This window comes from Xanthomonas sp. LMG 8993, assembly GCF_009835065.2.
In the GTDB taxonomy this organism is placed as follows: Bacteria; Pseudomonadota; Gammaproteobacteria; order Xanthomonadales; family Xanthomonadaceae; genus Xanthomonas; species Xanthomonas arboricola.
The window spans coordinates 149,680-173,104 of sequence record NZ_QVIF02000011.1; the positions used below are offsets into that span (position 1 = coordinate 149,680).

Consider the following 23,425-nt stretch of genomic DNA (forward strand, 5'->3'; position numbering starts at 1 on the left):
GCATAATGCGCGGCTCGCTGTGCCCGGATCGCTCCGGATGGCGGCACCCAGCGCGATGGGGTTGCCGGCTTGTTCCCAGCGTAAGTTCTTGATTCCCAACGTTGCGTGGCAGCTTGACGCTGTCGGGGCCGCCGCTCCCCAGGCTATGGGTGGCAATTCATTTATCGAGGTGCGTAATGTCCCGCGTATGCCAAGTGTCCGGCAAGCGTGTGCAGACGGGTAACAACGTCTCCCACGCAAACAACAGAACCCGTCGTCGCTTCCTGCCCAACCTGCACGAGCGCCGCTTCTGGGTCGCCAGCGAGAACCGTTGGGTGAAGCTCCGTGTCTCCGCGCATGCATTGCGCACCATCGACAAGAACGGGATTGATGCCGTTCTGAAAGAGCTGCGTGCGCGCGGCGAAAAGGTCTGAGGAGTAAGCAGTCATGGCAAAAGGCAAGCGTGACAAGATTCGTATGATTTCCTCGGCCGCTACCGGCCACTTCTACACCACGGACAAGAACAAGAAGAACACTCCGGGGAAGATGGAAATGATGAAATACGACCCGGTCGTGCGTAAGCACGTGATGTACAAGGAAGGCAAGATCAAGTAATCCACCGATTACCCGATCTGCATCCAAGCAAACACCCGCCGCAAGGCGGGTGTTTGCGTTTGGGGAGTGTTGCGGGGGTGATCGCAACAATGGTCGGCGTGCACTCCCCTTTCCCTTCGGGAGAGGGGTAGGGGTGGGTACGGGGCGAAGCCACTCGCAAGCGAAACGTCGTTTTTCCGATTGCACGCTCCGTCAGTCGCTGGCAGTTCGAGGCGAAGCAGCCGGCGTTTCACTTCTGAAGGCGCGTGGCGACGCGTTTGACATCGCAGACGGTGACCGCTCTGCGAGGCGCCACTCATCCGCCCCGGCGGGGCACCTTCTCCGGCAGATAAGAAAGAGTTACAGCCCGCGCGCACGCAATTGTGCATCCAGGCGTGGATACACCCGTCGCGCATTGCCTTCGAATACCTTGCGCTTGTCGGCGTCGGAAATCGCCAAGGCATCGATGTAGCGCTTGGTGTCGTCGAAATACTGGCCGGTCTGCGGGTCGATGCCGCGCACCGCACCGACCATCTCCGAGCCGAACAGGATGTTGTCGATGTCGATGACCTCGAACAGCAGATCGATGCCGGGCTGGTGATACACGCAGGTGTCAAAGAACACATTGCGCATCACATGCGTGGACAGCGGCGGCTTGCCGAGCATGTCGGCCAGGCCGCGGAAGCGACCCCAGTGATACGGCACCGCGCCGCCGCCGTGCGGGATGATGAAGCGCAAGTCCGGGAAATCAGCGAACAGATCGCCTTGGAGAAACTGCATGAACGCGGCGGTATCGGCATTGAGATAATGCGCGCCGGTGGCGTGGAAGTTGGCGTTGCAGCTGCCCGACACATGCACCATCGCCGGCACGTCGAGCTCGACCATCTTTTCGAAGAACGGATACCAGGCGCGATCGGTCAATGGCATGCCGTTCCAGTGGCCGCCGGATGGGTCGGGATTGAGATTGCAGCCGACAAATCCGAGTTCGGTGACGCAACGTTCCAGCTCGGCGATCGACTGGGCGATCGGCACGCCCGGCGACTGCGGCAACTGACACACGCCGATGAAGGTCTGCGGATACAGCTGCACCACGCGCGCGATCAGGTCGTTGCAGTGACGCGTCCACACCTGGCTGACCGCTTCGTTGCCGATGTGGTGCGCCATGGTGCTGGCGCGTGGCGAAAAGATCGTCATGTCGGCACCGCGCTCGCGCAACAGGCGCAGCTGGTGCTGTTCGATGCTTTCGCGCAATGCGTCGTCGGAAATATGCGGATACACCGGCGCGGGCAAACTCGGATCGTCGTACTGCGCGATCTGCGCCTTGCGGAAGGCATCGTGCGCCGCGGGCGCGGTGGTGTAGTGGCCGTGGCAGTCGATGATCATGGCAAGGGTCTTGTTGAGGCGGCGGGATTGGTGAGCAAACGACCACGTACGCGGAAGGCGGACCCACCCGGTGCCCGGAACCTGCAGGTGCCCACATAGGTTGCGACTTGCGCATGGATGCTCACGCGCACGTCGCTGCGGCACGCAGTATCGGCCACGCCGCGCGGCAGGCGCAGGTCGTGGGCCGGGCATGGCCGATGGCGATCGATCCAGCGTGGTGGCGCATCCATCCGCTCAGCCATACAACTGCCCATCGAACAGCTTGCGTGCAGTGCGCAGCACGGCGGTGCGCACCACCTCGCCGTGCGAATCGACCGTGATCATGCAACTGCTCGCGCCGCTGGGATGCTCGACCTCCAGCTGCTGGGTGGTGCCGCCAGGCAGCTGCGCCAGAGCATGCGCGGGCGAGCCGGGCAGCAGGCAGGCAGTGACCACGGTGACGGCGCCGAGCACGCCGATCGAGGCGTGGCAGCGGTGCGGAATGAACGAGCGCACGCTGATCGCGCCGCCATGGCGCGGTGCGGCGACCAGCATCATCTTGGGCACGGTGGCGTCGGCAACATCGCCCAGCTGCATCAACGGGCCCGCCTGCAAGCGAAGCGATTCCAGGCGGGTTTTCAGTGCCGCATCTGCATCGAGGGTGTTGCGGTCTTCGTAACCGCTGATGCCGAGATCGCTGGCGCGCAGCACCACGCAGGGCATGCCGTTGTCGATCAGCGTGACCTCCACGCCATCCAGGATGTTGACGCTATTGCCGGTGGGCAGCAACGCACCACAGGAAGAGCCGGCGATGTCGGCAAATGCCAGCGCAATCGGCGCAGCGGTGCCGGGTACGCCGTCGATGCGGGCGTCGCCGTCGTAGCGCACCTGGCCACCGGGCGTCTGCACGCTGGCGGTGGCCAGCGTGCCGGTGTTGCGCATGAAGATGCGCACCTCGGTTTCGCCATCGCGTACCGGCAACAAACCCCGCTCCAACGCGAAGGGGGCAACGCCGGCCAGCATGTTGCCGCAGTTCTGCGCGTCGCTGACCTGTGCCTGGTCCACCGACACCTGCAGGAACAGATAGTCCACGTCGGCATCGGCGCGTGCCGAGCGCGATACCACCGCGACCTTGGAGGTCAGCGGGTCGGCGCCGCCCATGCCGTCGATCTGGCGGACATCCGGCGAGCCGTAGGCGCGCAGCAGGAAGGCGTCGCGTGCGGCGCGCTCGCCCGGCAACTCGTCGGCCAGGAAAAAGCCGCCCTTGGAGGTACCGCCGCGCATCCACATCGCGCGGACCTGCTCAGACATAGCGCAGGCCCTTGGCCGCCAGGCGTTCGCGCATCGCGTAGATGTCCAGGCCCAGTTCGCCGCGTGCCAGGCGCTCGCGTTTGCGCAGTTCGCGCGCTTCGCGTGCCTGCGCTTCGGCCAGCACTGCGGCGGCGCTGACGCGCGGCACCACGCACACGCCATCGTCGTCGGCCACCACCACATCGCCCGGCTGCACCAGCGCGTCGGCGCAGACCAGTGGCACATTGACCGAGCCCAGCGTCTCCTTGATGGTGCCCTGCGCGCAGATGGCGCGGCTCCAGGCCGGGAACTGCATCGCCGTGAGGTCGCGCACATCGCGTACTCCGGCATCGATGATCAACCCGCGGCAGCCGCGCGCCTGCGCCGAGGTGGCGAGCAGGTCGCCGAAATAGCCATCGCAGCAGGCGCTGGTTGGGGCGACCACCAGCACATCGCCGGGCTGCAGTTGCTCGATGGCCACATGCATCATCCAGTTGTCGCCGGGCGGGATCGACACGGTGACGGCGGTGCCGGCGATGCGGCAGCCGGCGTAGATCGGGCGCAGGCGATGGTGCAGCAGGCCGCTGCGCCCCTGCGCCTCGTGCACGGTGGCTACGCCGGCCTGCGCAAGCCCGTCGACGACGGCCAACGGGGTGCGCGCGATCCGGGTGACGACCTGGCTCATCCATCCATCCTCGTTAGGCATGCACCGAGTCTGTGCGGCGAGCGCCTGCTGGCTCAAGATTCATTTGAGGTATGCATATTGGTTTTGCTTATAGTTAGAGCATGCCGCCGACTCCCGAGCCGAACCTTCGCCATCTTTATGCCCTGGTGGTGGTGCACCGGCTGGGCAGCATCAGCGCGGCCGCGCCGCAGGTGAATCTGTCGCAACCGGCATTGACCCAGGCGGTGGCGCGGCTGGAACAGCAGCTCGGCGTGCGCCTGTTCGAGCGGCATCCTGGCGGCATGGTCGCCACCGAGGCCACGCAGTTGCTGGTGCCGCGCATCGCACGGGCGTTGGAGCAACTGGGTCGCGGCATCCGGGTGGCGCGGCGGGCGTTGCGGTTGCCGGCCCGGCCCGGCCTGGAGCGACGGGTCTCGCTGGGGCAACTGCAGGCGCTGGTCGCGGTGGATGTGGCCGGGAGTTATTCGCTGGCGGCGGCGCGCGCCGGGGTTTCTCAGCCGGCGATCTACCGCGCGGTGCAGTCGCTGGCCGATGTGATCGAGGTACCGCTGACGGTGCGCCGCGGCAAGACCATGCAGGCCACGCCGGTGGCCACGCGGCTGCTGCGGCAGGTGCGCCTGGCGCTGGCCGAATTGCGCGCCGGCCTGGACGAAGTGAGCGCGTTGCGCGCGCAGCACGCCGGCCGGATCGCACTGGGGGTGATGCCGCTGGCGCGGGCGATCCTGCTGCCGCAGGTACTGGCGCGGTTTGCGCGCGCGCATCCCGGTGCCAGCGTCAACGTGGTCGAAGGCCCGTATGACGAATTGCTAGCGCATCTGCGCGAGGGCGGGCTGGACCTGCTGATCGGTGCGCTGCGCGAGCCGTTGCCGGTGCGCGATGTGCTGCAGGAGCCGTTGTTCGACGACGAGCCGGTGATCGTGGCGCGCAGCGGGCATCCGCTGGCCGGGCGCGCCTACGCGTTCGCGCAGTTGCTGGACTATCCCTGGGTGATCGCCACCACCGGCACGCCGGTGCGCGCACGCTGGGAGCAGATGTTTCGCGATCAGCGGATCGAGCCACCGGCGCTGCGCATCGAATGCGGCGCGGAGCTGACCATCCGCGGGCTGCTGCTGGAAGGCGACTGGCTCACGCTGATGTCGCGCGACCAGTTCCTGTTCGAGCGCCGCGCCGGCTTGCTGTGCGAGGTCGGCCGCGCCGGGCCGCAGCTGCGCCGCCAGATCGGCATGACGCTGCGCAGCGATTGGCATCCCACCCGCGCGCAGTCGGCATTCGTGCAGACGCTGCGGCAGGTCTGTGCCGAGCGCGTGCAGCCGGCCGATGCGCAGGGCGGGCCGTTTCGCTATTGCGCGCCGATCGACGCGCCCGCCCCGTTGCGTTCACGCACCGGGCGGTCAGAATCGGAGCCTTCTTGAGAACGGATCGCTGATGCTGCCTGACTGGTTGCAAGGGACCTGGCTGTTGGCACTGGACTGGGCGATTCGCCTGGCCGCGCTGTTGTGGATTCCGGCCCGCACCACGCCGGGTGCGGCACGCAGCTGGTTGCTGCTGATCGGCTTCGTGCCGGTGGTCGGCCTGCCGCTGTATCTGCTGTTCGGGCATCCGTGGCTATCGCGGGTGCGGGTGGAACGCCAGGCCACTGCCTCGCAGGTGATCCGCGAACAGCAACTGCCGCTGCATGCCTTGCGCTGGACCCCGCAGGCGGACACCAGCAGCGCCGAGGTGGTACCGCTGATCGAACGCCAGGGCGATTTCATGCCCACGCTGGGCAATGCGGTGGACTTGCTGGACGACTACACGCAGTCGCTGCAGGCCTTGATCACCGCGATCGACATGGCGGAAAAGCGCGTGCATCTGCTGTATTACCTGATGTTCGACGATGCGGTGGGCGACGCGGTGGTTGCCGCGCTGCTGCGTGCCGGTGCGCGCGGCGTGCGCTGCCGCGTGCTGCTGGATGCGGTGGGCGCCAAGCGCGGTCTGCGCCATTACCGCCAGCAGCTGCAGGCCGGTGGAGTGGAGGTGCTGGCGGTGTTGCCCGGCGGCCTGCGCTGGCGCCGCAGCGGGCGCATGGATCTGCGCAACCACCGCAAGATTGCGGTGATCGACAACCAGGTGGGCTTTGTCGGCTCGCAGAACCTGGCCGAGGCCGGGTTCATCAATGGGGTGCCCAACCGCGAGCTGGTGGCGCGCGTGCGCGGGCCGGTGGTCAATCATCTGGAAGCGGTGTTCGCCAGCGACTGGTTCACCGAAACCGGGCAGCGCCTGGACGTATGGCCGGACGCGCCGGTGTGCGAGGCCAACATCGCCACGCAGCTGCTGCCCAGCGGGCCGGCGTATCCGTTCGAGAATGCGCGCGATGCGATCAACGCGGTGATCCATCTGGCGCGGCGCAAGGTGGTGCTGGTGACGCCGTATTTCGTCCCCGACGAGGCCTTGCTCAGTGCCTTGCGCATTGCCGCGGTGTCGGGCGTGGATGTGCAGCTGATCCTGTCGGAGAGCAACAACCAGATCCTGGCGGCCTGGGCGCAGGAGGCGTATTTCGAGGAGCTGCTGCGCTGCGGGGTCAAGATCGCGCTGTATCGCCCGCACTTCCTGCATGCCAAGCACCTGAGCATGGACGAGGACATCGCGCTGGTCGGCTCGATCAACCTGGACATCCGCTCGTTCGCGCTCAATGCCGAGATCGGCATGCTCTGCTACGACCAGGGCGTGGTGCAGCGGCTGCGTGCGATCGAGCAGGATTACCTGGCCAACGCACGCCAGCTGGAGCTTGGGCAGTGGCGCACGCGCCCGGCCTGGCGCCGCAGTCGCGAGGGCATTGCGCGGCTGGCCGATGCGTTGATGTAGTGCGGGCGGGGTCCATGCGCGCGCAGTGCCCGTTGTGGCGCAGCGCGATGCCTGCGGTGGCAGGTGAAGTGGGAGGGGGCGCGTCTGGGGCGGCAAGATCGCGCCGCATGCAAACGCGCCCGCGCTGGAATGGACGCGTCCGGCGACCGCTTTGTTGGACGGGTGCGTCGCGTCGGCACGTACGCGCGGGGCTATCCCGGCCATCGCGGCGGGCATGGCCGCTGTCATCGGTGCGACGCGACGCATCGCCTACAATTGCCGGATGAATGAATTGCGTGATCCCGGCGATGCAGTGATCGCCATCGTTGGCGGTGGCGCATCCGGGGTGCTGGTGGCGCTGCAGCTGTTGCGTCAGGCCGTGGCGCCGGTGCAGATCGTGCTGATCGAGCCGCACCCGGTGCTGGGCGAGGGCGTGGCCTACTCCACCGCGCGTCCCGAACATCTGCTCAATGTGCCCGCCGCGCGGATGAGTGCGCTGGTGGAGGCGCCGCAGGATTTCGTCGATTACCTGCGTGCGCACGCCTGCTGCCCGGAGCTGGAAGACGCACGGCTGCCGCAGGCTTTCGTCGGGCGCCGGCACTACGCGCCCTACCTGCGCGAACGCCTGCAGGCCGCGCGTGTGCAGAGCCCGGCGACGCTCACCGTGCACAGCGCCCGCGTGCAGACGCTGCAAGCCGATGCCGACGGCGCGCGGTTGCAGCTCGACGATGGCCAGACCCTGCACGCCAGCAGCGTGGTGTTGGCGGTAGGCAATGCGTTGCGGCCGTTGCCGCTGCGCGGGGCCACCGGCCTGTCGGCAACCCAGCGTGTGGAAGCCTGGGATACCGAGGCGGTCGCCGCGTTGCCGCAGGACGCGGCGGTGTGCATCGTCGGCTCGGGACTGAGCATGGCCGACACGGTGGTGACGCTGGCCGCGCAGGCGCATCGCGGGGCGGTGCACGTGGTGTCGCGGCATGGGCTGCTGCCGTTGCCGCAGGCGCACTGCGTTGCGGCGGACTTCGATCCGCAGCCGTTGCTGGCGCTGTCGCTGCGTGCGCGCATGCGCAGCTTGCGGCAGCATGCGCGGGTGGCGATGGCGCAAGGCCTGCCCTGGCAGAGCGTGATGGAGCGTGTGCGCCCGCTGAGTCAGGCCCTGTGGCAAACGCTGTCGGCTGCCGACCAACGCCGCTTCCTGCGCCACGTGGTGCGCTATTGGGATGTGCATCGTCACCGCATCGCCGCGCCGGTGCATGCGCAACTGCAGGCGATGCGCGCGCGCGGACAACTGCAGCTGCACCGCGCGCGGCTGGAGGTGGCGTTCCAGGCCGGCGCCTGCGTGCGGCTCAGTGCCGGCGCCAGTGCCGGGCATGCCTTGCAGCTGGATGTGCAGACGCTGGTCAACGCCACCGGTGTGGAAATGCGCGTGCAGGCGATGCGCAACCCGCTGCTGCAGCAACTGCTGGGGCAGGGCATTGCGGTGGCCGGGCCGCATGGAATCGGGGTGGATACCGCTGCCGATGGCCGTCTGATCGACGCCGAGGGGCGCGCCAATCCGCGGTTGCGGGTGATCGGCAGCCTGCGGATCGGGTCGTTGTGGGAGAGCCTGGCAGTGCCGGAGTTGCGTGAGCAGGCAGCGGCGATTGCGCCGGATCTGTTGGCATTGCTGGGGCGGTGAGGGGCCATTGTTCCCTTCTCCCGCCGGGAGAAGGCGGCGCGTAGCGCCGGATGAGGGCGCCTCAGACATCTACCCGTGCCTGCAGTGACAAACGCGTCGCCACGCGCCTTCGGAAGTGATGCACCGACTGCTTCGCCCCGTACCCTCACTCCAACCCCTCTGCCGATGCAAGAACGGCTTACCCAACCGCTTCATCGCAATCTCAGCCGCAGCGACGCCACAACCGGTAAAATGCGGCGGTGGATGTCTCTCATTTGCTCGATCATTTAAACCCCGCCCAGCGCGAGGCCGTTTCCGCGCCGCCGGGGCATTACCTCGTGCTGGCCGGCGCCGGCTCCGGCAAGACGCGCGTGCTGATCCATCGCATTGCCTGGCTCAACGAAGTCCAGGGCGTGCCCAACCACGGCATCTTCGCGGTGACCTTCACCAACAAGGCCGCCGGCGAAATGCGCCACCGCACCGACCTGCAGCTGCGCAACGGCAGCCGCGGGATGTGGATCGGCACCTTCCATGGGCTGGCGCACCGGTTGTTGCGCCTGCACTGGCAGGATGCGCGGCTGCCGGAAGGCTTCCAGGTCATGGACAGCGACGACCAGCTGCGGCTGGTCAAGCGCGTGGTGCAGGCGCTGGAGCTGGACGAGGGCAAGTATCCGCCCAAGCAGATGAGCTGGTGGATCAACGAACAGAAGGACGAAGGCCGCCGTCCGCAGCATATCCAGCCCGAGCCCAACGACGACTGGACCGAGGTACGCCGGCAGGTCTACGCCGCCTACCAGGAACGTTGCGACCGCTCCGGCCTGCTCGATTTCGCCGAGTTGCTGCTGCGCGCGCACGAACTGCTGCGCGACACCCCGGCCTTGCTGGCGCATTACCGTGCGCGCTTCCGCGAGATCCTGGTCGACGAATTCCAGGACACCAACGCCATCCAGTACGCCTTCGTGCGCGTGCTGGCCGGCGAGACCGGCCACGTGTTCGTGGTCGGCGACGACGACCAGGCCATCTACGGCTGGCGCGGCGCCAAGGTCGAGAACGTCCAGCGCTTCCTGAAGGATTTCCCCGGCGCGCAGACCGTGCGGCTGGAGCAGAACTACCGCTCCAGCGCCAATATCCTGGGCGCGGCCAATGCGGTGATCGCGCATAACCCGGACCGGATCGGCAAGCAGCTGTGGACCGATTCCGGCGACGGCGATCCGATCGACCTGTATGCGGCCTACAACGAGGTCGACGAGGCGCGCTATGTGGTCGAGCGCGCGCGGCAGTGGGTGCGCGACGGCGGCAGTTATGGCGAAGTGGCGGTGCTGTATCGCAGCAACGCGCAGTCGCGCGCGCTGGAAGAAGCGCTGATTTCCGAGCAGCTGCCGTACCGTGTGTATGGCGGCATGCGCTTCTTCGAGCGTGCCGAAATCAAGGATGCGTTGGCGTACCTGCGCCTGCTCACCAACCGCAGCGACGATGCCGCGTTCGAGCGCGCGGTCAATACGCCCACGCGCGGCATCGGCGATCGCACGCTGGATGAAGTGCGCCGCCTGGCACGCGCCAACGCCTTGTCGCTGTGGGAAGCGGCAATGCTGTCCACGCAGGAAAACACCCTGGCCGCCCGCGCCCGCAATGCGCTGGCCACGTTCCTGAGCCTGGTCGGCCAGTTGCACGCCGAAACCGGCGACATGGAACTGGCCGAACGCATCGACCATGTGCTGATGCGCTCGGGCCTGCGCGAGCATTGGGCCAAGGAAAGCCGCAGCGGGCTGGATTCGGAATCGCGTACCGAGAACCTGGACGAACTGGTGTCGGTGGCCTCGCGCTTCACCCGCCCGGACGATGAAGACAGCCAGGGCATGACCGAGCTGGTGGCCTTCCTGGCCTACGCCTCGCTGGAAGCCGGCGAAGGCCAGGCCCAGGCCGGCGAAGAAGGCGTGCAGCTGATGACGCTGCATTCGGCCAAGGGCCTGGAATTCCCCATCGTGTTCCTGGTCGGCCTGGAAGACGGCCTGTTCCCGAGTGCACGCTCGCTGGAAGAAAGCGGCCGGCTGGAAGAAGAGCGCCGCCTGGCCTATGTGGGCATCACCCGCGCGCGCCAGAAGCTGGTGCTGTGCTACGCCGAATCGCGGCGCATCCACGGCCAGGACAATTACAACGTGCCCTCGCGCTTCCTGCGCGAGATTCCGCGCGAATTGCTGCACGAGGTGCGCCCGAAAGTGCAGGTCTCGCGCACCGCCTCGCTGGGTGCGGCACGTGGCGGACCGGTGCACGGCGTGGTCGAAGCTGCGCCGATCAAGCTCGGCGCCAATGTCCAACATCCCAAGTTCGGCGGCGGCGTGGTCGTGGACTACGAGGGCGCCGGTGCGCACGCGCGGGTGCAGGTGCAGTTCGACGACGTCGGCGCCAAGTGGCTGGTGATGGCATACGCCAATCTGACGGTGGTGTAGGCCGGCAACCGCGTCGCATCGCCGGGCAATGCGCGGCAGGGATTACGCGCCCGGATCCGGCCGGGGCGGCGTGTTCGTCGCCAACACGCCGCTGGCCAGTATTGGTGCATCGCCCGATGCATTCCCCGCGGCATCCGTGACACCCTTGCGTTCGAATCGAACGTCCAGAGATCCACGGCCCGATGCGCACCGAAAAACACAAGATGCTGGCAGGCGAGCTCTATAACGCTGCCGATGACGAATTGCAGGCCGACCAGGCTGCAGCCGCCGACTGGATGGCGCGCTACAACGCCTGTGCCGCGCAGCCGCCCGCCCAACGGCACGCGCTGCTGGTCGAGCGGTTGGCCGAGGTGGGCGAAGGCGCGGTGATCCGCCCGCCGTTCCACTGCGACTACGGCTACAACATTCGTCTGGGCGCGGGCGTGTTCCTCAACTTCAATTGCGTGATCCTGGATGTCTGCGAGGTCAGCATCGGCGAGGGCACGCAGGTGGGCCCTGCGGTGCAGTTCTATGCCGCCGACCATCCGCGCGACGCGGCAGGCCGCGCCAGCGGGCTGGAGTTCGGGCGGCCGATCCGCATCGGGCGCAACGTGTGGATCGGTGGCGGTGCGATCATCCTGCCGGGCGTGTGCATCGGCGACGGCGCGGTGATCGGCGCCGGTGCGGTGGTCACCCGCGACGTGCCGGCCGGCGCGATCGCGCTGGGCAATCCGGCGCGCGTACGCGCAAGCCGCGACGCTGCCGATGCCGCGCCAACCGACTGAGTGTTGCAGCACGCCGCGTGGCCGCATTGATGCGCATCAATGCGTGTACCGCAGCGCACTGTCAGGCTGAGTGCGCCGGCAGCCAGGCCGGTCATCCAAGGAGATCACCATGTACAAACGTATCCTGATAGCCATCGATGCATCCGAGCTGTCGCATCGTGGTTTGTTCCAGGGTCTTGAACTGGCCAAGGCGACTGGCGGCAAGGTCGATATCGTCACCGTGTCCGAGCCGTGGGCAATGGGCATGTACGACGCGATGGGCTGGAGCGTGGGCTACGAGGCAAGTCCGGAGTACCGCAAGGAACGCGAAGCTGCCGCAGAGAAGATCCTGCGCCCGGCGCTGGAGCTGGCGGCTGCGGCCAATATCAAGGCCACGTCGCGCCACGTGCTGGACCGCTTCGCCGCCGAAGGCATCGTGCAGACCGCCAAGGAGTGCAACAGCGATCTGATCATCATGACCTCGCACGGCCGCCGTGGCATGCGCCGCATGCTGCTTGGTAGCCAGACGGTGGAGGTGCTCACGCACAGTTCGATCCCGGTGCTGGTGATCCGCTGATCGTTGGATGTTTTGCTGCGCCAAAGCAGATGCAAAGCGTCCTACGTTCCAAGTCGCACAATCTCTCGTAGGAGCGCGCCTGAGCGCGACGGGGCGTTATCGGTAAAGCCTCATCGCGCTCAGGCGCGCTCCTACGCGGATTGCGGATTGCGAATTGGAGGTCAGTTTTCCATTGGTGCCGGCTGTGCAAGATGCCGTAACGCGTCGGTATGCAAGGGAGCGGGGCGCACCGGTGGCAGGCCGGCACGCACCGGCGCGTCATCCCGGTGTATGAGCTGGTTGAGCTCACGTAGGAAGCGCCCCACCGGGATGTAGTGTCCGCGGCGTGGCGCATGCGTCGGCGGCGCGGCGCGGCACTGGCGGCGCCAGTGCATCGGCGGCATGCCGAAACGCTGCTGGAAACAGCGTTGGAACTGCCGCTCCGACGCAAAGCCCATCTCATATAGCAGCCAGGTCAGGCTGCACTCCGGGTAGGCTTGCAGGTAACGGTACGCGGCGTACAGGCGCTGCTCGCGGATATAGCTGGCCACGCCCCCGCGCGACTGGAACAGCCGGTACAACGACGCACGCGACAGCCCGAACGCCTGCTGCAGGGACTCGGTACCGAGCTCGGCCTCGCCGATGTGCTGCTCGATGTAGGCCAGCAGACCGCTCATCAGCGGCGCATGCGCCTGCACCGATGCCTGCGGGACGATGGCGCCGTAATAGTTGGTGTTGCTCATGCGGGTGCTGCCTGCGGCCCACTCCCCGGGGCCTGTCATCTGGTCAACCGAGAAAAGCGGCGCCAACCCATCATTGCCTGTCGTGAACCCGGTGCTGCGTCACGCATTGGTGCGATCGACCGCAGTCCAGATCGATCGTCCGGTCCTTTCCTCGCTGCACCGCGATACTGGAAGCGCCTGGCCCGGCCTACGCGTCGGTGTGGTGGCTGATGCGGAGCCAATGGCATCGCATCGAGATCGGGGCTGGCAACGGCCGGCCCGGGGTTGCGTGGGGGCGCACTGATTCGCCGCGTCGAACGGAGAGGTCCTGCAGCGCGATGCCGGTCGCCAAGCGAATACCGAGGGCACCACGGCTCGACGACCCGCAGCAAAAGCGGTCGCAGATCACATGCTCGATGTCGCGAGACGATTTGTCGGGTGGTGGGCGAAGCCGCTTCTAAGGTGGTGCAACGGTAGACGCAACAGCCGTCGTAATCACTTCCGCACACCTGCGATTGATCCCGACAGCCATCGGTATCGCGCGCTGGACGGGCAGTCGGACAGCTTGTTCTTGGCGCCTTTGCCGCACACGTTTCAAGCCAGTGCCCGCTCTGCAGGAGACTTCAATGTCGTTCAATATCATCAGTTGCGATGGCGGCGGAATTCGCGGCCTGATCACCGCGATCCTCATCCAGGACCTGGATCAACACAGCAGTATCCTCAGCCACGCCAATTGCTTTGCCGGCACTTCCACTGGCGGCCTGCTTGCGCTGGCATTGGTGAAAAACGTCCCGATCGGCACGATCATCGAGATGTACATGACCAAGGGCGCCAGCATTTTCGAACCCAATGGGTGGTTGCTCGATCAACAGGCGCAGGTGCAACGGCAAGAGGTGGATGCGGCACTGGGCAGCGGGCCGGGCTTCTTCAGCAGTCAGTACAAGAATGATGGCTTGATCCAGATCGCAAGCGGTCTCTTGGGTACAACGCAACTTGCACAAGCGCAGCGCCTCGTCGTCGTCAACGCCGCACGCCTGTGGGATGCAAGCAGTGCAAACTGGATGCCTGCCACGTTCTCCAACGGCGCCAACAATGCGTACAGGCAGATCAGCATGGTCGATGCCGCATTGGCGACGTCTGCCGCGCCAACCTACTTCCCGCCTTATCGGATCGCCAACACGAACGAGGATTACGGTTTCTTCGCCGACGGCGGCGTGTTCGCCAACAATCCGGCCATGACCGCAGTGGCCGAGGCCATCGCCAGCGGCCAGGTGACCAACATCGGCGATATCCAGCTGCTGTCGCTTGGAACCGGCAGCAGCCCGCAAGGAATTCCGGCCGCCGCGATCGGTAATCCGCTGTGCTGGGGCGCAACGTCCTGGCTGCATCCCTGGGCCAGCGGCCCGGTCCCGGCCATGCCGTTGCTGAATCTGACCATGGACGCGACGGCCGAGCTTGCAAGCATCCAGGCCGAGCAGGTGCTGGCCGGCAACTTCAGGCGCGCCAATGTCGAGCTGCAACATCCCTACGCACTGGATGACTGGAAGCATGTCGCCGATCTGGCCAGCCAGACCCAGGCTTACCTGCAGACAGATGCCTGGAAACAGACGCGTGACTGGGTTGCCAGCCGCTGGACATAGGGCGGCTAGCGGATCTGTGCGCACGCGCAGCGTGGAGCTTCCGTGCGTGCAGCCGCGTCGACAGCCCGCTCGCGGGATTCAATCGTTTTGCCCGCAGCCACCAGGCAGCGCGCCGTGCGTGGCGTGCCGGCCCGGCGTTGACCCGGAATCCGGACGCGTTGGCAGCGCCAGCGTCGTCGTTTCCAGGTCGTAGCTGTGTTCCAGCCGGAACACATTGTGTTGGTTTGCCACCAGGAGAAAAAGAATGAGCATTGCATCGCCACATCTGCAGGATGAATCCGGCATCGAATGGACCGACGCCGTCAGTGACAAGGGCATTCCCTATCAGGTCGGGTTTCGCGGCAGCAACCAGGAGACGGTGCCAGCCGATGCTGCAGGTGAAGAAACGAAGAAAGATTTCGGCATTGCGGTCGCTTGGCCGCTGACCGGAAACAACTGGACCGATACCACCGCAGAGGTCAAATCGATTGCTGCGATTCCTCGCTACAGTCTCGGAGCCTACGGCGGAACCTGGGCCTACATCCTGTATTTCAGCAACACCGAGCACTACGACTACTATTTCTACGACAAGACAGGCGATAGCTATCAGGTCAACACCTATCGCAACGGCGATCACTACGTCCGCTACAACTCGAGTGATCCGGCGATTGCCTTTATCAAAGGCAGCTGATTGCCGGACGTCGGCCAGGCGCCGGCCGCAACGCCGCGATTGCGGCCGGCGTCAATGCATCTCGATCCCGGCAAGAACCTGAAATGTTGTCTCGGTGGGCGTGTCCATCTGCTCCCTGATGTCGAGCGAACGTGGCAGAGGTTGGAAGCGGCATGAGTGCAGGCGCCGCCTCAAATGGTGTGCATGCTCTGGCGACATTCACGACTGCGGCGTCCAGCGACTCAGGGTTGTTTGCCACTGCAGGAGCCGCTAGACCGCAACCGGGTGCGTTGTGCGTCAGTCCCACGTCTGTTGCCACCACCCGCGTCACGATGTCCTGGAAACCCGATGAAGAATGCGGAGTTGCGCATCCAGGGTCGCTGCAGGCTGCGTCAATGGTGTGCCAGGGTGCCGGGTGACCGGCAGCCCATGGCGAGAGGCGAGTCGGGGCAGCCTTCCCAGCCCCGAAAAAAGGGCACTTATCATGGCGATCACGATCCTTTCCGCTGTATACGGTACCGGCAATGCAGGAGTCGATGTCACCCAGCTATGCCAGAGTAGCGTCGATACAGGCAATGACGATATCACCGCAAGCAATACCTTCTTCGGGACCGACCCCGATCCGGGCACAGTCAAAAACTTTGCGATTCTTTACAAGAATCCGGCGTTGAACAATGGGAATCCCATTGCGCTCGGTTGTGCGGAAAATGGCCAGATCGATCTGGTGCCTAATCCGCCTACTGCCAGTACGCCCGTTCCGGTGCCTAGCAACCCCAGTTTTACCGTCGTGCGTGCAATGTACGGGACCGGCAACAACGGTTACGACGTCACCTCGATCTGCCAGTGGCTGCTCAACAACGGCGGCACAGCGATCCCGGTGAGCAACGCGACGTTCGGCGGGGACCCAGATCCCAACGTCAAGAAGAGTTTTGCCATCGTCTACACCGCCGTGGGCGGCGGCGCGCAACAGTTCCGTGCCGGTGCAGAAGGTTCGACATTGAACTTGAGCTAGTCTTTTTTGAGCGGGGATTTACAGAGCTCACATGCCGCACATCAAGCGGACTGTTGGATCCGTGACGGTCCAGTACCTTCTCCCATCAGCGGGGAAGGACTGGAAGGCATGCAGCGCAGGAGACGCTGCCGGAAGAGCGCAATACCGGGTCGTGAGGAGCAAAACCCTGTAGCGCCAGGAGCGATATCGTCAATCCGGATCCGGGCAAGCGCAACAACCCGATGGAAGGCACGCTGATCCGCAGCGAACTGGTGGATGCCGTGGCTCTGTGGAAAAGCAGGATCTACGGCCCGGTATCCGGCAAGACCGGCAATGCCACGCTCACGCATGGGCGGATGGCTTCTTGACGGTGGCGGGCTGCGTGGCCTTCTTCCGTCAGGGGCCGACCTGGTAGCCCGTACCGTGGTGGCTGTCCGACCCGGACGGCCCGACGCGCGTGGTCGGGGGACCAGGCAGGCGAGCTAAACCGTTTGGTTTTGAAGTGCCTGCCCGGTCGCCAATGCGGGATACTGCGCTCCCACGCAGGCGAGATGGACCGGATGTCCGAGCTGCCGATCACCGAGTTGTTGCAGGCCTGGCAGCGCGACGAGCCCGGCGCGGGCGACGCATTGGCGCGGCAGGTCTACGAGGTGCTGCGCGCCACCGCGTTGCGCGAGCTGCGGCGCGATGTGCGTGCCGGCCTGCAGGCGACCGAGGTGGTGCACGAGGCGTGGATGCGGCTGGAGCAGGGCCAGCAGGCGTTTCGCTCGCGCGCGCATTTCTATGCGGTGGCGGCGCTGCAGATGCGCCATTTGCTGGTGGATCTGGCGCGCCACCATGCCAGCGCCAAGCGGCTGGGGCAGGCAGTGACCTTGACGATCAGCCTGTCCGACGGTACGCCACGGCCGGAGGCCTTGATGGTGGTCGCCGATGCCTTCGACAAGCTGGCGCGCGTGGACGAGCGCAAGGCCAAGGCCTTCGCGCTGACCGAGCTGGTGGGTTTCAGCGTGGCCGAAGCGGCCGAGCAACTGGAGGTGTCGGTGCCGACGCTGGAGCGCGATCTGCGCTTCGCGCGCGTATGGCTGGCGGCGCAGCTGTGAGCGGCGCCGCCACCTCCTGGCAGCGCTTGGAGGCCTTGTTCCATCAGGCCTGTCAGCTGCCGGTAGAGGCGCGCGAGGCATTCGCGCGTGCGCAGGCCGGCGACGATGCGGTCCTGCGCGATGAGTTGCTGGCGATGCTGGCGGTGGAATCGCAGGCCACGCTGCGCGTGCGTGCGCCGTTGCAACAGGCCGCCGCGGCACTGCGCGCGCCGCTGCCGGAACTGCCGGCCGGCACGCGCTTTGGTGCCTGGGCGATCGACCGCCTGATCGGCGCCGGCGGCATGGGCCAGGTCTATCTGGGCCATCGCGCCGACGGGGCCTACGAGCGCGAGGTGGCGATCAAGCTGGTGGCCGCCGAAGCTCTGGATGCGCAGGGCCGGGCCTTGTTCGAATTCGAATGCCGGCTGCTGGCGCAGATGGTGCACCCGGCGATCGCGCAGATCCACGACGTGGGTACCGATGCGCACGGCCGTCCGTATTTGGTGATGGAGTATCTGCGCGGCGAGCCGATCACCTGGTGGTGCGATGCGCACCTGCTGTCGCTGCAGGCGCGCGTGCTGCTGATGCTGCGGGTGGGCGAGGCGGTGCAGCACGCGCACCAGAAAGGCGTGATCCATCGCGATCTCAAACCGAGCAACGTGCTGGTCAGCGCGGTCGACGGGCGACCGATGCCGGGCGTGATCGATTTCGGCATCGCCGTCGATGCGTCCAACCCCGGCATGACCTCCGCGCATGGCCGTGGCACGCCCGGCTACATGAGCCCGGAACAGGCGCGCGGCGCGCCGGAGGTGGACGCACGCAGCGACATCTATGCGCTGGGCGCGATGTTCTACGAACTGAGTTGCGGGCTGGCCCCGGTGGCAGACCGCGACGGCGTGCCGCAGCCGCCATCGCAGCGGGTGGCTGCGGTGCCGGCCGATGCGCGCGCGCGAATCTGCGCGGCGCGTGCGACCAGCCACGGCAAGCTGCAGGATCAGCTGCGCGATGGCCTGGATGCGATCGTGCTGCGCGCGCTGGCGCCGGAACCGGGCGCGCGCTACGCGTCGGTGTCGGCCTTGCTGGAGGATCTGCACCGTTGGCTGGATGGTTATCCGCCAGGCGCGTCGCAGGCCGGCGGCTGGTTGCGGCTACGCAAGTTCACCCAACGCCATCGCAGCGGCGTGCTGGCTGCTGCACTTGTTTCGATCGCGCTCGTTGCCGGCCTGGGTGCAACACTGTGGTCGCTGCAACACGCAGCGCGCGATGCGCAGCGCGCGCAGGTCACCGGCGACTTCATGGGTTCGGTGCTGTCCAGCGTGGACCCGGGCATTGCGCAGGATCTGGACAAGACGCTGATGCTGCGTGTGCTGCAGCAGGCCTCGCAGCGTGCCGCGCGTGAGTTGGCCGATCAGCCGGATGCTCGTACGCAGGTGGAGCTGACCCTGGGCCGCACGCTGATCGCGCTGGGCGACTATCCGCAGGCGATGCTGCATCTGCGCATCGCCCAGACCTTGGCGCGGCAGCACATGGGCGCGGCCAGCGTGCCGGCCCTGAAAGCGGCCTCGATGCTTGGCCAGGCACTGACCGGCGCCGGCAAGGCCAGAGAGTCCGAGCACGTGCTGCGCCAGAGCATCGCGCTGGCGGCAGGCGGCGATGCAGAACAGCAGGCGCTGGGCAACGAGATGCGCGCGCGGCTGGCCTGGGCGTTGCGCGACCAGGGCCGCATGGCCGATGCCATGGCAGAGGGCCGGCATGCCTATGTCGCCGCGCTGGCCAACGGCGCCAGCACCGCCGATCAACGCATCGATGCCGGCAATGTCTATGCCGGCCTGCTGGCCGACGTCGGCCAACTGCTGCCGGCAATCGCCCTGCAGCGCAGCCTGTTGCGCGAGCGTATCGCCATGCGCGGGCCGGAGCACCCGCTGGTGCTGTCGATGCGCAACAGCCTGGCGGTGTTCCTGCTGATGCAACGCGACTTTGCCGCTGCCGAAACCGAACTGGCCTCGTTGCTGCGCCTCACCCGCAAGCTCTACGGCGACAACGCCGCCGACACCTTGATGGTGGAAAGCAACCTGGCCCACGCATTGCGGCAGCAGGGCAAGCTGGCCGACGCCGGCCCGCATTACCGCGCCGTCCTGGAGCGCGCGCGCACCCTGTTCGGCGACGATGCGCCGGCCACCATCGGCTATCGCAGCAACCATGCGTTGTGGTTATTGGACAACGGCCAGCTGGATGCCTCGCTGGACGAACAGCGCGCGTCGCTGGCGTCGTCCATGCGGGTACTGGGCCGTGCGCATCCACAGACCGCCGAGATCCTGCGCGGCCTGTCCGAAGCCGAGCGCAGGCTCGGCCAGCTGGCCGCCGCGCGCGACCACGCACAGCAGGCATTGCAGATTCTGACCGGCATCTATGGCGATGCCGAGCAACCCTTGCGCGCCGCACGCCAGACCTTGGCACTGGTCGCCCCGGCCAAGGCGCTTCCCGCAACCTCCAGCGCAGAAACCATGGAGTCGGTGGCGCAACGCTGAGATGAAGTATCGGGCCGGCCAAGCGCCGCCGGCCGACAGCTGCCGCAGGGCGACAGCACAGGCAATCCCTGTCGCCATGCGGCGGCGTACCGAAACCGGCGGGCCATCTCGCCCGGCACTAGGCTGATGTCACCGAAACCAGCGCCGCAAGACCCGCGAGGCTTACGCTCTACGATTCCCGATTCCCGATTCCCGAATCCCGAATCACCAGCTATACAGCTTCCAATACACCTTATTGACCTTGTCCTTCTCCGCATCGGTATGCCCGTCGTGATCGCGGTCGTACAGGAAGTAGGGCGCACCGCGGGCAGGCGTCACCCGCACCATTTCCAGCTGGCCGTTGACCCGGTACTCGTCGACCTTGTCGCCGTTGCCCATGGTCTTGCTGGTGACATCGGCACCGGCGGGGATACCGTCGCCGGCAGTACCGCCGGAGGTGGTGGCGCAGCCGCCGAGCAGCAGTAACGGCAGCAGCAAAAGACTCGCTCTCTTCATCGTCGTCATCCGTTCTAGGTCGTCGGCAAGTATGCGCCGGCACGATGTGGCGTGAGCGTGCAGCGTAGAATTGGCGCATGAGCAGATTAGTCCTGATCGACGGGTCCAGTTACCTGTATCGCGCGTTCCACGCGCTTCCGCCGCTGACCAATGCCCAGGGCGAGCCCACCGGTGCCTTGTTCGGCGTGGTCAACATGCTGCGCGCCACCCTGAAGGAACGCCCGGCCTATGTCGCGTTCGTGGTGGATGCGCCGGGCAAGACCTTCCGTGACGATCTGTATGCCGACTACAAGGCCAATCGTCCGTCGATGCCCGACGACCTGCGCGCGCAGGTGCAGCCGATGTGCGACATCGTGCATGCGCTGGGCATCGACATCCTGCGCATCGACGGCGTGGAAGCCGACGATGTGATCGGCACGCTGGCCCTGCAGGCCGCCGCCGACGGCCTGAGCGTGACCATCTCCACCGGCGACAAGGACTTTGCCCAGCTGGTCCGCCCGGGCATCGAACTGGTCAACACCATGAGCGGCAGCCGCATGGATTCGGACGAGGCGGTGATCGCCAAGTTCGGCGTGCGCCCCGACCAGATCGTCGACCTGCTGGCGCTGATGGGCGACACCGTGGACAACGTGCCCGGCGTGGAGAAGTGCGGCCCCAAGACCGCCGCCAAATGGCTGGCCGAATACGACTCGCTCGATGGGGTGATCGCCAACGCCGACAAGATCAAGGGCAAGATCGGCGACAACCTGCGCGCCGCATTGCCACGGCTGCCGCTCAACCGCGAACTGGTCACCATCAAGACCGACGTGACCCTGGCCAGCGGCCCGCGCGCGCTGGACCTGCGCGAGCCCAACGCCGAAACGCTGGCGGTGCTGTACGCACGCTACGGCTTCACCCAGGCGCTGCGCGAACTCGGCGGTGCAGCCGCCCAGGCCGGCCTGCCGACCGAACCGATGCCGTTGGGAGCCGCCGCAGCCAGCGCCCGCACCGAACCCGGCCGCGCGCGCGGCACCGGCTTCGTGTCCGGCCCGGCCAGCGCCCCGGTGGACCTGGACCCCGCGTTGTCGGCGCCCGGCCAGTACGAGACCATCCTGACCCAGGAACAGCTCGACAGCTGGATCGCGCGCCTGCGCGCCGCCGGCCAGTTCGCCTTCGATACCGAAACCGACAGCCTGGACCCGCTGCAGGCCGACCTGATCGGCCTGAGCGTGGCCGCCGAGCCCGGCCAGGCGGCATATCTGCCGTTCGGCCACAACTTCCCCGGCGCCCCGGCCCAGCTCGACCGTGCCCAGGCGCTGGCGCAGCTGGCGCCGCTGCTCACCGACCCTGCGGTGCGCAAGCTCGGCCAGCACGGCAAGTACGACCTGCACGTGATGCGCCGCCACGGCATCGCCCTGGCCGGCTACAGCGACGACACCCTGCTGGAGAGCTTCGTGCTCAATTCCGGCAGCGCCCGCCATGATATGGACAGCCTGGCCAAGCGCTACCTGGGCTACGACACGGTCAAGTACGAGGACGTCTGCGGCAAGGGCGCCAAGCAGATCCCGTTTGCCCAGATCAGCCTGGACGACGCCACCCGCTACGCCGCCGAAGATGCCGACATCACCCTGCGCCTGCACCAGGTGCTCGGACCCAGGCTGGCGGCCGAGCCGGGCCTGGAGCAGGTCTACCGCGACATCGAGATGCCGCTGGTGGAAGTACTGGCACGCATCGAAGCCAACGGCGTGTGCGTGGACGCGGCCGAACTGCGCCGCCAGAGCGCGGACCTGTCCAAGCGCATGCTCGCCGCCCAGCAGAAGGCCACCGAGCTGGCCGGGCGCAGCTTCAACCTGGATTCGCCCAAGCAGCTGCAGGCGCTGCTGTTCGACGAGCTCAAGCTGCCCGCCGTGGTCAAGACGCCCAAGGGCCAGCCTTCGACCAACGAAGAGGCGCTGGAAGCCATCGCCGACCAGCACGAGCTGCCGCGGGTGATCCTGGAATACCGCGGCCTGACCAAGCTGCGCAGCACCTACACCGACAAGCTGCCGGAAATGATCCACCCGCAGTCCGGGCGCGTGCACACCAGCTACCACCAGGCCGGCGCGGCCACCGGGCGGCTGTCCTCGTCCGATCCCAACCTGCAGAACATCCCGATCCGCACCGAAGACGGCCGCCGCATCCGCCGCGCCTTCGTCGCCCCGGCCGGGCGCAAGCTGATCGCCTGCGATTACTCGCAGATCGAGCTGCGCATCATGGCCCACCTGTCCGGCGACCCGGGCCTGGTCGGTGCGTTCGAGTCCGGCGCCGACGTGCACCGCGCCACCGCCGCCGAGGTGTTCGGCCGCACCATCGACACCGTCAGCGCTGACGAGCGCCGCGCCGCCAAGGCGATCAACTTCGGCCTGATGTACGGCATGAGCGCGTTTGGTCTTGCCCGCCAGCTCGGCATCGGCCGCGGCGAGGCGCAGGACTACATCGCGCTGTACTTCAGCCGCTACCCGGGCGTACGCGACTTCATGGAAACCACCCGCCAGCAGGCGCGCGACAAGGGCTACGTGGAGACGGTGTTCGGCCGCCGGCTGTATCTGGACTTCATCAACGCTGGCAGCCAGGGCCAGCGCGCCGGCGCCGAGCGCGCCGCCATCAACGCACCGATGCAGGGCACCGCGGCCGACATCATCAAGCGCGCCATGGTCAGCGTGGACGGCTGGATCGCCGACCACGCCGAGCGTGCGCTGATGATCCTGCAGGTGCACGACGAACTGGTATTCGAAGCGGAGACCGATTTCGTCGACACGCTGCTGAGCGAAGTGACCACGCGCATGTCGGCCGCGGCCGAATTACGCGTGCCGCTGGTGGTCGATTCCGGCGTTGGCGATAACTGGGATGAGGCGCACTGACGCAGCAGATAAGGCGGATATGCTGAATGCGCAGACCAGACATAATAAGAATCGAGCCTGCGCCGATGGAATGAATAACCGCTAAATTCTACATATTTTTAACAGTTATCTTCACGATCCATTAATGTAGAAAATGGTGTTATATCCCTCGACGGGCGCAACGCCTGTCGGCAGATCTCTCCCATCCCCTGGAGCAGATCTCGGAGCGGAAACTACTCCCCAAGTTTCCGTTCCCTGGCCCCGCCGACCTCCCCCTGGTCTGCGGGGCTTTTTATTTCCGGCCTGCAATTATTTTGCTACGCAACATAA

General features: G+C 66.5%; 21 protein-coding genes. 15 read left to right on the forward strand and 6 right to left on the reverse strand.

Annotation, left to right across the window (positions count from 1 at the left end; translation table 11 throughout):
- Nucleotides 1-176 precede the first annotated feature (176 nt).
- Together rpmB and rpmG are read left to right on the forward strand one after the other, a co-directional pair.
- A complete protein-coding gene (gene rpmB / locus DYQ94_RS18075) occupies nucleotides 177-413 on the forward strand; it encodes a 50S ribosomal protein L28 (RefSeq protein WP_002809459.1) in 237 nt (78 codons plus the stop codon).
- A gap of 13 nt (nucleotides 414-426) precedes the next feature.
- Nucleotides 427-594: a 50S ribosomal protein L33 gene (gene rpmG / locus DYQ94_RS18080; RefSeq protein ID WP_002809462.1), complete on the forward strand. Its 168-nt coding sequence runs from the start codon at nucleotides 427-429 to the stop codon at nucleotides 592-594.
- A gap of 339 nt (nucleotides 595-933) precedes the next feature.
- Here rpmG and DYQ94_RS18085 read toward each other — a convergent pair whose 3' ends face one another.
- From DYQ94_RS18085 to DYQ94_RS18095, 3 genes are all read right to left on the reverse strand, one after another.
- Nucleotides 934-1,956 carry an amidohydrolase family protein gene (locus DYQ94_RS18085; protein ID WP_126966211.1) on the reverse strand — a complete coding sequence of 341 codons (1,023 nt, stop codon included), beginning with the start codon at nucleotides 1,954-1,956 and terminating at the stop codon, nucleotides 934-936.
- A gap of 234 nt (nucleotides 1,957-2,190) precedes the next feature.
- Entirely contained in the window at nucleotides 2,191-3,246 is a 1,056-nt protein-coding gene (locus DYQ94_RS18090) for a 4-oxalomesaconate tautomerase (RefSeq protein ID WP_126966210.1), read from the reverse strand.
- Nucleotides 3,239-3,910, reverse strand: a complete 672-nt coding sequence (locus DYQ94_RS18095; protein ID WP_126966209.1) for a 4-carboxy-4-hydroxy-2-oxoadipate aldolase/oxaloacetate decarboxylase — start codon at nucleotides 3,908-3,910, stop codon at nucleotides 3,239-3,241. The genes DYQ94_RS18090 and DYQ94_RS18095 overlap by 8 nt, the downstream gene beginning before the upstream one ends.
- Before the next feature lie 101 nt (nucleotides 3,911-4,011).
- Between DYQ94_RS18095 and DYQ94_RS18100 the strand changes: the two genes are divergently transcribed.
- The 6 genes from DYQ94_RS18100 to DYQ94_RS18125 all read left to right on the forward strand — a co-directional run bounded on the left by DYQ94_RS18100 (nucleotide 4,012) and on the right by DYQ94_RS18125 (nucleotide 12,154).
- Entirely contained in the window at nucleotides 4,012-5,322 is a 1,311-nt protein-coding gene (locus DYQ94_RS18100; protein ID WP_126966208.1) for a LysR family transcriptional regulator, read from the forward strand.
- A 13-nt stretch (nucleotides 5,323-5,335) separates the two neighbouring features.
- A complete protein-coding gene (gene cls, locus DYQ94_RS18105; protein ID WP_126966207.1) occupies nucleotides 5,336-6,754 on the forward strand; it encodes a cardiolipin synthase in 1,419 nt (472 codons plus the stop codon).
- 262 nt (nucleotides 6,755-7,016) lie between these two features.
- Nucleotides 7,017-8,408 carry an FAD/NAD(P)-binding protein gene (locus DYQ94_RS18110; protein ID WP_126966206.1) on the forward strand — a complete coding sequence of 464 codons (1,392 nt, stop codon included), beginning with the start codon at nucleotides 7,017-7,019 and terminating at the stop codon, nucleotides 8,406-8,408.
- A 239-nt stretch (nucleotides 8,409-8,647) separates the two neighbouring features.
- Nucleotides 8,648-10,834, forward strand: a complete 2,187-nt coding sequence (uvrD, locus tag DYQ94_RS18115) for a DNA helicase II (protein WP_024937552.1) — start codon at nucleotides 8,648-8,650, stop codon at nucleotides 10,832-10,834.
- Between the two features lie 182 nt (nucleotides 10,835-11,016).
- Nucleotides 11,017-11,598 carry a sugar O-acetyltransferase gene (locus DYQ94_RS18120; RefSeq protein ID WP_126966205.1) on the forward strand — a complete coding sequence of 194 codons (582 nt, stop codon included), beginning with the start codon at nucleotides 11,017-11,019 and terminating at the stop codon, nucleotides 11,596-11,598.
- A 109-nt stretch (nucleotides 11,599-11,707) separates the two neighbouring features.
- The gene (locus tag DYQ94_RS18125; RefSeq protein ID WP_024937550.1) at nucleotides 11,708-12,154 is read left to right on the forward strand and encodes a universal stress protein; all 447 of its coding nucleotides are present in this window, start codon (nucleotides 11,708-11,710) and stop codon (nucleotides 12,152-12,154) included.
- A gap of 161 nt (nucleotides 12,155-12,315) precedes the next feature.
- Here the strand turns inward: DYQ94_RS18125 and tagK are convergent, their stop codons facing one another.
- Nucleotides 12,316-12,942, reverse strand: a complete 627-nt coding sequence (gene tagK, locus DYQ94_RS18130) for a transcriptional regulator TagK (RefSeq protein WP_126966204.1) — start codon at nucleotides 12,940-12,942, stop codon at nucleotides 12,316-12,318.
- A 428-nt stretch (nucleotides 12,943-13,370) separates the two neighbouring features.
- Here tagK and DYQ94_RS18135 point away from each other — a divergent pair, with 428 nt between their 5' ends.
- Nucleotides 13,371-14,495: a patatin-like phospholipase family protein gene (locus DYQ94_RS18135; RefSeq protein WP_241235251.1), complete on the forward strand. Its 1,125-nt coding sequence runs from the start codon at nucleotides 13,371-13,373 to the stop codon at nucleotides 14,493-14,495.
- A gap of 78 nt (nucleotides 14,496-14,573) precedes the next feature.
- Here DYQ94_RS18135 and DYQ94_RS18140 read toward each other — a convergent pair whose 3' ends face one another.
- Nucleotides 14,574-14,747 carry a hypothetical protein gene (locus DYQ94_RS18140; RefSeq protein ID WP_160954434.1) on the reverse strand — a complete coding sequence of 58 codons (174 nt, stop codon included), beginning with the start codon at nucleotides 14,745-14,747 and terminating at the stop codon, nucleotides 14,574-14,576.
- Here DYQ94_RS18140 and DYQ94_RS18145 point away from each other — a divergent pair.
- The 5 genes from DYQ94_RS18145 to DYQ94_RS18165 all read left to right on the forward strand — a co-directional run bounded on the left by DYQ94_RS18145 (nucleotide 14,740) and on the right by DYQ94_RS18165 (nucleotide 19,742).
- On the forward strand, nucleotides 14,740-15,165 hold the full coding sequence (locus DYQ94_RS18145) for a hypothetical protein (RefSeq protein WP_126966203.1): 426 nt from the start codon (nucleotides 14,740-14,742) through the stop codon (nucleotides 15,163-15,165). The genes DYQ94_RS18140 and DYQ94_RS18145 overlap by 8 nt on opposite strands.
- 463 nt (nucleotides 15,166-15,628) lie before the next feature.
- Nucleotides 15,629-16,156, forward strand: coding sequence for a hypothetical protein (locus tag DYQ94_RS18150; protein ID WP_104628246.1), 528 nt, complete (start codon nucleotides 15,629-15,631; stop codon nucleotides 16,154-16,156).
- 221 nt (nucleotides 16,157-16,377) lie between these two features.
- Nucleotides 16,378-16,503: a hypothetical protein gene (locus tag DYQ94_RS18155; RefSeq protein WP_255419546.1), complete on the forward strand. Its 126-nt coding sequence runs from the start codon at nucleotides 16,378-16,380 to the stop codon at nucleotides 16,501-16,503.
- A gap of 192 nt (nucleotides 16,504-16,695) precedes the next feature.
- Complete coding sequence (ecfK, locus tag DYQ94_RS18160; protein WP_046346102.1) at nucleotides 16,696-17,235, forward strand: ECF-type sigma factor EcfK; 540 nt, start codon at nucleotides 16,696-16,698, stop codon at nucleotides 17,233-17,235.
- A complete protein-coding gene (locus DYQ94_RS18165; RefSeq protein ID WP_160954435.1) occupies nucleotides 17,214-19,742 on the forward strand; it encodes a serine/threonine-protein kinase in 2,529 nt (842 codons plus the stop codon). The genes ecfK and DYQ94_RS18165 overlap by 22 nt, the downstream gene beginning before the upstream one ends.
- Before the next feature lie 204 nt (nucleotides 19,743-19,946).
- On the opposite strand, the gene DYQ94_RS18170 is transcribed toward DYQ94_RS18165, so the two are convergent.
- Nucleotides 19,947-20,237: a DUF2782 domain-containing protein gene (locus tag DYQ94_RS18170; protein WP_026064381.1), complete on the reverse strand. Its 291-nt coding sequence runs from the start codon at nucleotides 20,235-20,237 to the stop codon at nucleotides 19,947-19,949.
- Nucleotides 20,238-20,314: 77 nt separating this feature from the next.
- On the opposite strand from DYQ94_RS18170, the gene polA reads away from it, so the two are divergent.
- Nucleotides 20,315-23,116 (forward strand): DNA polymerase I, encoded by a 2,802-nt coding sequence (gene polA / locus DYQ94_RS18175; RefSeq protein ID WP_126966201.1) that lies wholly within the window; start codon nucleotides 20,315-20,317, stop codon nucleotides 23,114-23,116.
- Nucleotides 23,117-23,425: the final 309 nt, after the last annotated feature.

Coding starts and splice junctions, on each gene's coding strand:
- DYQ94_RS18110 (WP_126966206.1), top strand. CDS start 7,017: ATGAATGAATTGCGTGATCCCGGCGATGCAGTGATCGCCATCGTTGGC.
- rpmG (WP_002809462.1), top strand. CDS start 427: ATGGCAAAAGGCAAGCGTGACAAGATTCGTATGATTTCCTCGGCCGCT.
- DYQ94_RS18120 (WP_126966205.1), top strand. CDS start 11,017: ATGCGCACCGAAAAACACAAGATGCTGGCAGGCGAGCTCTATAACGCT.
- DYQ94_RS18095 (WP_126966209.1), bottom strand. CDS start 3,910: ATGAGCCAGGTCGTCACCCGGATCGCGCGCACCCCGTTGGCCGTCGTC.
- cls (WP_126966207.1), top strand. CDS start 5,336: ATGCTGCCTGACTGGTTGCAAGGGACCTGGCTGTTGGCACTGGACTGG.
- polA (WP_126966201.1), top strand. CDS start 20,315: ATGAGCAGATTAGTCCTGATCGACGGGTCCAGTTACCTGTATCGCGCG.
- DYQ94_RS18090 (WP_126966210.1), bottom strand. CDS start 3,246: ATGTCTGAGCAGGTCCGCGCGATGTGGATGCGCGGCGGTACCTCCAAG.
- DYQ94_RS18140 (WP_160954434.1), bottom strand. CDS start 14,747: ATGCTCATTCTTTTTCTCCTGGTGGCAAACCAACACAATGTGTTCCGG.
- DYQ94_RS18125 (WP_024937550.1), top strand. CDS start 11,708: ATGTACAAACGTATCCTGATAGCCATCGATGCATCCGAGCTGTCGCAT.
- DYQ94_RS18085 (WP_126966211.1), bottom strand. CDS start 1,956: ATGATCATCGACTGCCACGGCCACTACACCACCGCGCCCGCGGCGCAC.
- rpmB (WP_002809459.1), top strand. CDS start 177: ATGTCCCGCGTATGCCAAGTGTCCGGCAAGCGTGTGCAGACGGGTAAC.
- DYQ94_RS18145 (WP_126966203.1), top strand. CDS start 14,740: ATGAGCATTGCATCGCCACATCTGCAGGATGAATCCGGCATCGAATGG.
- DYQ94_RS18165 (WP_160954435.1), top strand. CDS start 17,214: ATGGCTGGCGGCGCAGCTGTGAGCGGCGCCGCCACCTCCTGGCAGCGC.
- ecfK (WP_046346102.1), top strand. CDS start 16,696: ATGTCCGAGCTGCCGATCACCGAGTTGTTGCAGGCCTGGCAGCGCGAC.
- DYQ94_RS18100 (WP_126966208.1), top strand. CDS start 4,012: ATGCCGCCGACTCCCGAGCCGAACCTTCGCCATCTTTATGCCCTGGTG.
- DYQ94_RS18155 (WP_255419546.1), top strand. CDS start 16,378: ATGGAAGGCACGCTGATCCGCAGCGAACTGGTGGATGCCGTGGCTCTG.
- DYQ94_RS18170 (WP_026064381.1), bottom strand. CDS start 20,237: ATGAAGAGAGCGAGTCTTTTGCTGCTGCCGTTACTGCTGCTCGGCGGC.
- DYQ94_RS18150 (WP_104628246.1), top strand. CDS start 15,629: ATGGCGATCACGATCCTTTCCGCTGTATACGGTACCGGCAATGCAGGA.